Origin of the sequence: Clostridium sp. AF22-10, assembly GCF_003478725.1 — a bacterium.
GTDB lineage: Bacteria > Bacillota > Clostridia > Lachnospirales > Lachnospiraceae > Otoolea > Otoolea fessa.
In genome coordinates this window covers 311454-321559 of the sequence record NZ_QUFZ01000001.1, presented here as the reverse complement: position 1 = coordinate 321559, position 10106 = coordinate 311454, and the positions used below count along the sequence as shown (strand labels likewise).

Sequence of the window (10106 nt, the reverse complement as noted above, 5' to 3'; positions counted from 1 at the left end):
GGTCGGCCCAGTCGGACCAACAGCCCCGGTAGTGCCGGTCGGCCCAGCTGGACCCGCAGGACCGGTAGCCCCGGTAGTGCCGGTCGGCCCAGCTGGACCCGCAGGACCGGTAGCGCCGGTCGCCCGGTCGGACCAGTCGGCCCAGTCGGACCCGTAGCGCCGTCCAGTCCATCGAGTCCGGCAGCACCAGTGGGACCGACAGGTCCGATCGGTCCGGGGCAGCCGCGTGGTCCTATGGGACCGGGACGACAGCAGTTGTAGGGTTCAAAAGAACCGGGACAGCCGCGATCGCGTCCGCAGCGCCCATAGCCGTTATTTTCATAGTCACTATCATCAAAATAGTAGGGAAAATTACATGAATGACGAAACATAAAAAACTCCTTTCCAGATTTAGGACATCCATCCTGATGTAGTATATGTGTGCGATGAAAGAGATGTGCATTAGCAGAAAGGGGCGGGGAAATTGAGGGTTGGGAACTGTGGAATATTATAAGTGTGGAAGACGGTAAGAATGAATGTAGAAAGTGTGGATGCCGCTGGATGGAACGACTCCCAGTCCGCTGCTCAGACCACTGCAGAGGTCGGAGCGAATGTCACAAGATAGGTAATCCGTTTGTTTTATGGTTTGAGGATATGGTTTGAAAGTATTCTTCATTTGTCAAAACCGCCGGAGAATCCGGGCGGATTTTTTTTGTTTCCTTATGATAATACAGTGCCTTATCATAGTTTCCCATCCGATCATAGCAGACGCATAGCTGGATTAAAGGAATGAAATCATAGTAATCGGCTTCGATAAAGGCATTTGGATGATATTCTGGTCGGTCTTTGAGGGCAAGCTGGTACCAGAAAACAGCCTGGGAAATTTCTCCGAGGGAAAGTTTCAACCGTCCGATCTCACAGCAGGTTTTAGCACGTGGGCGGTCGTAGAGAAAACTCTGGAACAGAGAAAGCTGGCTGGCAGCCGTATTTCTGAGCATTTCATGGCAGCGCGCCAGAAGCAGACAGGCGTCCGCCTTATTTTCATACCACCCGTCCGGTTCGTTTAGGAAATGTTCCAGAACCGGGCGGGCTTTTTCGTATTGTTTGTGGTCGATGAGTTCGCGGGCGTAGTAGTATTGATGGCGCGGATCGAGCAGTTCGCCGTCTGCAAGCATTGTTTCATAGATTTTCAGGTTCCGGTCAGAATGGGTGAGAGCGGAAGCAGGCTTCCGGTGTTCGATCTGAATAGGAGAATAGAGAATTCTGCCGCGTGGCGCGATGGCTTCGTGGACGCGTCCTTTCCAGCGAAAATGCCGGTCCGTTCGCAGAATCCGTTCGCGATCGTAGGTAAATGCAGGTGTGCCGTCCGGCTGGAATCCAGCGATGTATTTCAGCATGACAACGTCGGGCTGCGGGGATTTGCTTAAAGTTTCTTTCAACTTTAAAATCGCTGTAATCGATTCTGCGGGAACGACATCGTCGGCGTCGAGCCACATCCAGTATTCGGTTGTGACCTTTTCACAGATGAAATTGCGCGCGGCGGCGAAATCATCGTTCCACGGGTAGTGATAAATATGTTTGGTGTATTGCCGGGCGATTTCTACAGTTCGATCGGTGGAACCGGTGTCGGCGACGAGGATTTCATCCGCAAATTGTATGGCAGATGCTAAAACACGCGTCAAAACGGCTTCTTCATTTTTGACGATCATACATAGGCTGAGGCGGATCATGGGATCTCCAAAATCAATATCAAATTGATATTAATATATGAAAGAAGTTTTTAGATGTGTACAGACATTATATATATAATTATATAAGGATAAACAGGAGAAAAGTAACGTACTTTTCTCCTGAGATGATGGCTGCAATTCACTCTGCGCTATTTAACAGCACTTGAAAAAATATTATAGAGCTTCAAAAAAAGCATCGGTCAATTTCTGTATATTCAGATACGGGTTCTCATAATCAAAACTACGCATCCGTCCCTTGGCAGCCAGAACACCGAGCTGGATCGGCTCAGCGATATCCGAATTGAGCCGATCATCGAGCATACCGCTGATGAAACCGCCGGCAAAGGAATCACCGGCGCCGGTATCGTTGTTTAACTGGTACTGGTAGAGCTTTTTGTGGCGGACTGTGCGGATCTGACATACGCCGTCCTTAAAATGGATCAGCTCATGGCGGTCATCGTGCTTGACAATGAGGGTGCGGGTGGGATCCGGGTTGATCGCAGAAAAATACTCACAGAGGTTCGCGTAGAGCGGACGGGCGCTGCGGGCATTGAAGCCGAGGTTTTTCTTTTCGGATTTATTTAAGAAAACATAATCGGCATATGCGATCAGTGGCTGTAAGCGCTCACGGCGCAGCGATGTATACTCAAAACCAGGATCCATGCTGACTTTCATGGCAGGATTTAAATGTTTTGCCTGGATGACCGATTGCATGATTGCCTCGAATTGGTCGAAATCAGACAGGGATGACAGGTGGATCCAGCGGGCCTGCGCGAGGTACTCCGCCAGTGTGGTTCCCGTCCGGGCTTCCTGTTCATGGATGCGGTCTAAGAGAGTGTTGTTGGCACACGGCGCGATCTTGATGCAATTGCGCGTGTGATTATAAAGGCGGACAATCGATTTGGCAATCGCTTTGGAATATGGATCGTCGAAGCGCTCGCGCGTGGTAAACAGCCAGTCACGGTTATCCAGGTGCGCCAGCTCGGCGTCAATGTCATTTGTCTTGCCGAAGCGCAGATCGAATGGACTGGGCGTGCCGCACACGCCGACGTAAGCGACCTGCAGGTTAGGGAGAATATGCTTTGCCACTTTCAGGGTGATGAAAGCAGAACCGCCGATCTGGGTTGTGTATTCCTTGCCTTTTATCGCCAGCTCCTGAATATCGTTTTCCACATCGGAAATCGGGTTGCTTAAGTTCTCGTCGCCTCCACCGGCGGATGTCTCCACCAGATCGAGCCCGGTGCAGTGAAACATATAGTCATAATTGATAGCGCCAATGCAAATAATATCTAAACCTGCCATGAGATTCTACCTCTTTTGTCCGTGTATTTTTTAGTATTTAAAATGAAGAGCGGTGCGGGATTTTTGCTTTTTCAGCAGGATCTCGCACCAGCACCATTTACAGAATATAACACGGTTTTTCGTTTGTCAAATAAAATGTAAAATTAGTGTAAAAAAGACGCGGAAAAGTGCCGAAAAGCCTTTATTTATAAGAAAAAACTACATTTTTTATTAGAGAAAATAAAGAAAAAAGATGGGGAGAAAGAGTGGAAAATGAGAATGGGAAAATAGGGGAGATGGAGAAAAAGGGAATGGAAAAGTGCGGATGGACAGCGGGTGAAATGTTCAGTATAATTTGATGGAATAGAGATAGAATGGACAGGAAACGAAGGGAGGAGAGTGCGATAAAAGATCGAATCAAGGAAAAGCAGAATGAGAAATCAGAGGGGATGGAAAGAGTGGTTTTAACCCGCCTCCATCTCAGCGCCTCCGCCCTTAAATATTTAGCACTCCTGGCGATGACGGCAGACCACATTGCGGTGATCTGCAGACCGATTCCGGGATTCCGGACATTTGGGGATCTGGCGTTTCCATTGTTCGCCTTTTTATTAGTAGAAGGTTTTTTTCACACGCGGGATCGCAGATGTTATGGACGGAGGCTGCTTTTGGCGGCGGTTGTGTCGGAGATTCCGTATGATCTGGCATTTTCCGGACGGTGGATGGATGCACAGCACCAGAATGTCTGCCTGACCTTTTTTCTGGCGCTGGTTGCGATGGAGCTGTTAGAGCGGTATGGAAACGGTATCTGGGAGAAGCTGGTGCTAACGGCAGTGTTCTGTACGCTGACAGAAGCGGCGGGAGCAGACGGCGGCGCATGGGGGATGGGAATGGTGCTGGCATTTTATTTTTGTGTAATAGGAAATTCAGGCACTAACGTGCCAAGGAACATTCTTTTTCATGAGAAAACGGCAGGGGTGTTTATGAAGATAATCGTTGCCGTCCTCATCGGAGCGTTCGCGTGGCAGGAACCCCTCTGGGTGCTGGCGCTCACGGCTGTCTGCTTCATGTTATATGATGGCTCCAGAGGTCGGAGCAGATTTCGTTCCTTCTTTTATGTCTATTATCCGGCGCATCTTTTGACGCTGTATTTTGTGGGAAAATGGCTGGGATGACTTTTATCCTATGGGAATTTTTGACAATTTTCGGGCGTAAAACACGCCCTTTTTTTATTTCCAGGTCAGGCAAAAAAACTTGACAATAAAGTTAGCATGTGCTAACCTTATGTATGGGTTAGGAGAAACTAATGAAAATTAGTCTCATCTAATGAAAATTAGCTCTCTCTAACAACTGTTAGCAGGCACTAATGAAAATTAATGTACGCGAATCAATTAGATTACCGGCAGATGAAAACAGCCGTTTCCGCCAAGTGAGACATCATGACGGGCAGAAGGTGGAAAAACAGAGGAAGGAGAATCGTATGCAGGGAGCAATGCCGATTTCGATGGCAACCGTAGGAACCGCCTATACGATCAAAAAGATCAGCGGAAACACAGAGGTTCGTTCTCATTTAAAATCCATGGGATTTAACGAGGGAACCGAAGTAAAATTGATAACCCAGCTGGACGGAGACGTGATTATTCACGTAAAGGAGTCCAGAGTGGCTATAAATAAGGATCAGGCAAGACACATTCTGATCTAAGACAAGGGAATGGGGATATTCCGGAGCAGGTTGTATGGTAGAAAAGCAGACGGAATCCCGAGTAAAAAATTGGAATGGTTAGGAGGAACAGAGAATGACGCTTAAAGATGCACAGGTTGGATCTACCGTCAAAGTTGTCAAGATTCATGGCGAAGGCGCATACAAACGCCGCATCATGGATATGGGCATCACGAAGGGAAGCGAGATTTTTATTCGAAAAGTAGCTCCGCTGGGCGACCCGGTAGAGGTTACGATTCGTGGATATGAGCTTTCACTTCGTAAAGCCGATGCTGAGTGCGTAGATGTTCAGACAGTTTAATAAGTTTGATTAAAAAAGCAGGAGGATGAAAAATGGCAATTCATATTGCTTTGGCGGGTAACCCGAACTGCGGTAAAACAACCATGTTTAACGCACTGACGGGTGCAAACCAGTATGTAGGTAACTGGCCGGGTGTTACAGTTGAGAAGAAAACCGGTAAATTAAAAGATGCTTCGGGAGAAGAGGTAAATGTAACGGACCTTCCAGGAGTTTATTCCCTTTCTCCGTATACACTGGAGGAAGTTGTAACCCGTGATTTTATCTTAAAAGAGAATCCGGATGTCATCGTAGACTTAGTCGATGCAACCAACATTGAGCGTAACCTGTATCTGACCACACAGCTGATCGAGACAGGTATTCCGGTTGTTATCGCTTTAAATATGTGCGATCTTCTGAAGAAGAACGGCATCAACATTGATGTAAAGGCACTGTCCAAGAAACTTGGCTGCCCGATCATTGAGACTTCCGCGCTGAAGAAAACCGGTCTAAAGGAAGTTATTGCAGAGGCAATCAAAGTTGCAAAGAGCCATGCAACAGGCACTGTAAGCGCTATTTTCGAGGGCAGCGTAGAGGATAAAGTAAGCGCAATCGAGGCAGAGCTTCCGTCCAGCATTCCGGAAGCAGAGAAGAGATGGTACGCAATCAAAGTTCTCGAGAATGACAGCAAGGTTGTAGAGCAGCTTGGTCTTAGTGCAGACAACCGTTTCTCCCGTTACACCAAGGAGCTGGAGAAAGAGTTTGATGATGACGCTGAGTCCGTTATCACTGACCAGAGATATGTATACATCCAGAAGGTTATCGAGGAGACCGTAAAGAAACCGGCTCAGAAGATGAGTCTTTCGGATAAGATCGATAGCATCGTAACCAACCGTTTACTTGGTATTCCGATCTTTGTTCTTGTTATGTGGGCGGTTTACTATGTATCCGTTACTACCGTTGGTACATTCGTAACAGACTGGACCAATGATACATTTGTTGGCGCAATTCAGGGCTGGGCTGGCGATGCACTGGCAGCAGCAGGCGCTTCTGACCTGATTGTAAGCCTTGTAGTGGATGGTATCATCGGCGGTGTTGGTGCCGTTCTTGGTTTCGTTCCGCAGATGGCTATCCTGTTCCTCTTCCTTTCCATTCTGGAAGATTGTGGTTACATGGTACGTATCGCATTCGTTATGGACCGTGTATTCCGTCACTTCGGATTGTCCGGTAAGAGCTTCATCCCGCTGCTGATTTCTTCTGGCTGCGGCGTTCCTGGTATCATGGCGTCCAAGACCATCGAGCAGGACAACGACAGACGTCTTACCATCATGACAGCAACCTTCGTTCCGTGTGGTGCGAAGCTGCCGGTTATCGCTCTGATGGGCGGCGTTATGGCTGGTTATATGAGCGGCGACATGGATCTGGCTACTATGATGGCGCCGATCATGTACTTTGTAGGTATCGCTGCGGTTCTTGTATCCGCGATCATGTTAAAGAAGACCAAACCGTTCTCCGGCAAACCAGCTCCGTTCGTTATGGAGCTTCCGGCGTACCACATTCCGTCCGCTAAGACCGTTCTCCTTCATGTTTGGGAGCGTCTGAAGGGATTCATCATCAAGGCTGGTACAATCCTGTTCCTGGCTTGCGTTGTTATGTGGTTCCTGTCCTCCTTCGGATTTGTAGACGGTGGATTTGGTCTGGTAGAAGAATCTGCTGATTCTATCCTGGCTATGCTGGGCGGCGCTATCGCAATCCTGTTCCGTCCGCTTGGTTTCGGCGAGTGGCAGCCGGTTGCAGCTTCCATCACTGGTTTCACAGCAAAAGAGGCTATCGTTTCCACCATGGGCGTTCTGGCAAATGTATCCGAGGATCTGTCTGAGGAGACCGATGTCGTAGCAGCAGCAATCCAGACATGGTTCCCGACAACCATCGCAGCCTTTACATTCCTGCTGTTCAACCTGCTTGACTCTCCGTGTCTGGCAGCTATCGCAACGATGGCACAGCAGCTCCAGTCCAGAAAATGGTTCTGGTTCGCTATCCTGTATCAGAATCTCTTCGCTTACGCTGTATCCCTGATTGTATATCAGTTAGGTGGTCTGGTACTTGGCGCAGTTGCATTCAACGTATGGACTATCGTGGCAGCAGTCCTTTTGGTATTCATGCTCTTCATGCTGTTCCGTCCGGATCCATACAAGGATCAGAAGAGCTACACAAGAAGCTCTGTAGAGGCAGCTTCATAAGTTAGTTTCTAAATGAAAAATAAAACAGGTTCTGCCGTCCGGCCGGTGGTTTTGCGTTTCCGCTGACCGGGCATCGGCAGGTGCCTGTAATCATAAGTGATAAAATTAATCCTTTATAAGGCTGCCTCGGATAGCAGGATGAAAGTCTGCTGTTTGGAGGCAGCTTTATTCGATTTCAAAAAAGAAAAGGAGAAAGCATAGATGGGAGATTCATCCGGATCCATGTTTTATGGTGTGATTGGTTTTCTGGTAGTTTATTTTGTAGGATATTTTATCTGCCGTGTGTATGATAAAATAAAAAAGATACTCCGAAGCCATTCATCGAAAAGTCAGAGAAGAGAGGACGATAACGTATGAGACCGATTGATATTGGAATTTTAATTGTAGTAGCGATTTTGCTTTTGCTGGCATTACGTTCGGCGATCCGTCATTACACGGGAAAAGGCGGCGGATGCTGCGGATGCTCCGGTGGAAGCTGCGGTTCCTGCGGCAGCGATGGGAATGCTGGTGCGCGCGGCGAAGATCTTTCCAAGAAAGCGGTTACAGCGGGTACCCCGTCCAAGATCATGCGGATCGAGGGTATGCACTGTGCAAACTGCAAGAAATCCGTTGAAAAAGCCCTGACCGCCCAGAACGGCGTCATCTGTGCAGATGCGGACGTAGACAGAGGCATTGCCCGCGTGTTCTATGAGAATGGCGTGGACGATGCGAAGCTGCAGGAAGCGGTTGAAAAAGAGGGATTTGTGGTTAAGAATATTGAGACTGTTGTCTAAGAGAAAAAGTGTGATCCTGTTCTGGTGTTACTGTTCACGCAAACGTGCCCAGTAACGGAATTTGCCGTGGCTTCGCATTTAAATACGGCAAATTCCTGCTGCCACCACGTTTTCTTACGGCACTTTCGGTTCCAAAAGTGCCTACCCGTGTACAGTAACGTTCTGGTTTCAGATGTGCTGGATAGGTTTATTTTGTATCGCAAAATAAAAAGACTTGTGGTATACTTGGAAAAAATGATAAAACTTATACAGAGAGGCAGAACGTATGATCAAGATTATAAAAGAAGCACAGGTTCGAAGCGAGGAAGATAATCGGAATCTGCGGGAGACCGTGGCGGGGATTATTGGTGAGGTCCGGGGGCGCGGGGACGCGGCACTGAGGGAGTACAATGAGAAGTTTGACGGATGTACCGTGAATCGCTGCGGGTCAGCCGGGAGGAGATTGATGCGGCTTATAAGGAGCTGGGCGAGCAGGAGCTGGCGGATCTGAAAGCGGCGCATCACAATATCGAGGCATTTGCGAACGCGCAGAGACAGACCGTGAAACCGCTTGACAATTTCAGCCCGGAGCCGGGAGTCTTTTTAGGACACCGCATCATTCCGGTGGAGTCCTGCTGCTGCTATGTGCCGGGCGGCAATTATCCGCTGTATTCGACGGCGCTGATGTTAGCGACTCCGGCGAAGGCAGCGGGTGTAAAACGTATTACCGCCTGCTCTCCGGTAGTGCGGGGAACGGGTCATATCAATGCCAGGACGCTGGTAGCGATGGATCTGGCTGGCGTGGATGAGATCTACGCACTGGGCGGTGCACAGGCGATCGCAGCATTTTCCTATGGAACTGAGAGCATCAAGCCGGTGGATATTATTGTAGGGCCGGGGAACCGCTTCGTAACCGAGGCGAAACGTCAGTGCTACGGGCAGGTCGGCATCGACTTTGTAGCCGGGCCGAGCGAGGTCCTGGTAATCGCGGACGGAAAAGCGAGCGCGAAGGTGGTAGCGGCAGATCTGCTGGCACAGTCCGAGCATGATGTCAATGCGAAAGGCATTCTTCTGACAACCGATGAGGCATTTGGAAAGAGCGTGATTGAGGCGGTAGAGGAAGAGCTGAAGATTCTGGATACGGCAAAGATTGCGAGACAGTCCTGGGATACGTTTGGAGAGATTGGCGTGGTAGACAGCCTGGACGAGGCAGTTCAGTATGCGAATGAGTACGCACCGGAGCATCTGGAGATCAACGTGGAAGATCCGGATGCACTGATTCCGAAGCTGGTGAATTACGGTTCCCTGTTTATCGGTCAGAATACGGCGGAGGTATTTGGTGATTATGCTTCCGGAACCAACCACACACTTCCGACTCTTCGGGCGGCACGTTATACCGGCGGCGTCTGGGTTGGTACATTCTTAAAGACCTGTACCCACCAGAGCATGACCCCGGAGGCATCCGCGCGGATCGCACCGCTTGTATCGCGTATGGCGCATGGAGAAGGATTATCTGGACATGCAGCGGCTGCGGATGCAAGAAAATAGGAAAAATAGAAAATAATAGAATAAAACCCCTAAGATGCTGCAGCATCTGGGGGTTTTGTGTTTCAAAGCATACCGCCTGCTATTCTTGTCTTTTATTCCGGATAAACCAGTCTCTCTGGACCAATTCCATCTAAGACTTCGCGCAGAAAGCGGTCAGCCAGCCAGTTTGCCATCGGCAGGTTCATATCGAGGTAGTTGCCGCAATCTTTTGCACAAGCACCCGGAACCTCGTCTTTGTAGTCGCGCATGAAAGTAAAGAGCCCTTTCATCAGCGGCACGATCTCCTCGGATGTCAGGTCGCCTGCGAGAAGCAGGTAAAAGCCGGTGCGGCAGCCCATCGGTCCGAAGTAGAGGACGCGGTCTTTCCACTCATCGTTATTTCGCAGCCAGGTGGCAGCCAGGTGCTCGATGGTGTGAACCTCCGCCGTATTCATGACTGGCTCATAGTTGGGGCGTGTCATGCGGATATCAAAGGTGGTGATGACCTGATCGCCCACGCGATCCTTGCGGGACACATAGACGCCAGGGAGCAGTTTCAGATGATCAATGGTGAAGCTTGTAATTTTATCCATGAAAATACCT

At 49.2% G+C, this 10106-nt stretch carries 11 protein-coding genes; 8 read left to right on the top strand and 3 right to left on the bottom strand.

Translation table 11 applies throughout. The annotated features are described in order from the left end of the window. Positions 1-593: 593 nt before the first annotated feature. On the bottom strand, positions 594-1709 hold the full coding sequence (locus tag DWX91_RS01425) for a glycosyltransferase family 2 protein (protein ID WP_118471394.1): 1116 nt from the start codon (positions 1707-1709) through the stop codon (positions 594-596). A gap of 174 nt (positions 1710-1883) precedes the next feature. After that, a complete protein-coding gene (locus DWX91_RS01420) occupies positions 1884-3011 on the bottom strand; it encodes a carbohydrate kinase family protein (RefSeq protein ID WP_107000661.1) in 1128 nt (375 codons plus the stop codon). A gap of 353 nt (positions 3012-3364) precedes the next feature. Here DWX91_RS01420 and DWX91_RS01415 point away from each other — a divergent pair, with 353 nt between their 5' ends. The 8 genes from DWX91_RS01415 (at position 3365) to hisD (ending at position 9524) form a co-directional block, all read left to right on the top strand. Continuing rightward, positions 3365-4162, top strand: coding sequence for a TraX family protein (locus DWX91_RS01415; RefSeq protein ID WP_118471392.1), 798 nt, complete (start codon positions 3365-3367; stop codon positions 4160-4162). Positions 4163-4353: 191 nt separating this feature from the next. Continuing rightward, positions 4354-4689 (top strand): FeoA family protein, encoded by a 336-nt coding sequence (locus DWX91_RS17015; RefSeq protein ID WP_243022514.1) that lies wholly within the window; start codon positions 4354-4356, stop codon positions 4687-4689. A gap of 94 nt (positions 4690-4783) precedes the next feature. Beyond that, positions 4784-5008: a FeoA family protein gene (locus DWX91_RS01405; protein ID WP_022359013.1), complete on the top strand. Its 225-nt coding sequence runs from the start codon at positions 4784-4786 to the stop codon at positions 5006-5008. Between the two features lie 32 nt (positions 5009-5040). Further along, positions 5041-7224 carry a ferrous iron transport protein B gene (gene feoB / locus DWX91_RS01400; protein ID WP_118538194.1) on the top strand — a complete coding sequence of 728 codons (2184 nt, stop codon included), beginning with the start codon at positions 5041-5043 and terminating at the stop codon, positions 7222-7224. A gap of 201 nt (positions 7225-7425) precedes the next feature. Further along, positions 7426-7581 (top strand): hypothetical protein, encoded by a 156-nt coding sequence (locus DWX91_RS16505; RefSeq protein ID WP_022359011.1) that lies wholly within the window; start codon positions 7426-7428, stop codon positions 7579-7581. Then, entirely contained in the window at positions 7578-7997 is a 420-nt protein-coding gene (locus DWX91_RS01395; RefSeq protein WP_118471388.1) for a heavy-metal-associated domain-containing protein, read from the top strand. Before DWX91_RS16505 ends, DWX91_RS01395 begins: the two co-directional genes overlap by 4 nt. A 265-nt stretch (positions 7998-8262) precedes the next feature. After that, the gene (locus DWX91_RS17760) at positions 8263-8487 is read left to right on the top strand and encodes a histidinol dehydrogenase (RefSeq protein WP_412693799.1); all 225 of its coding nucleotides are present in this window, start codon (positions 8263-8265) and stop codon (positions 8485-8487) included. Beyond that, positions 8403-9524, top strand: coding sequence for a histidinol dehydrogenase (hisD, locus tag DWX91_RS01390; RefSeq protein ID WP_412693798.1), 1122 nt, complete (start codon positions 8403-8405; stop codon positions 9522-9524). Before DWX91_RS17760 ends, hisD begins: the two co-directional genes overlap by 85 nt. A 92-nt stretch (positions 9525-9616) precedes the next feature. Here hisD and DWX91_RS01385 read toward each other — a convergent pair whose 3' ends face one another. After that, a complete protein-coding gene (locus tag DWX91_RS01385) occupies positions 9617-10096 on the bottom strand; it encodes an S-ribosylhomocysteine lyase (RefSeq protein ID WP_118471386.1) in 480 nt (159 codons plus the stop codon). Positions 10097-10106 lie beyond the last annotated feature (10 nt).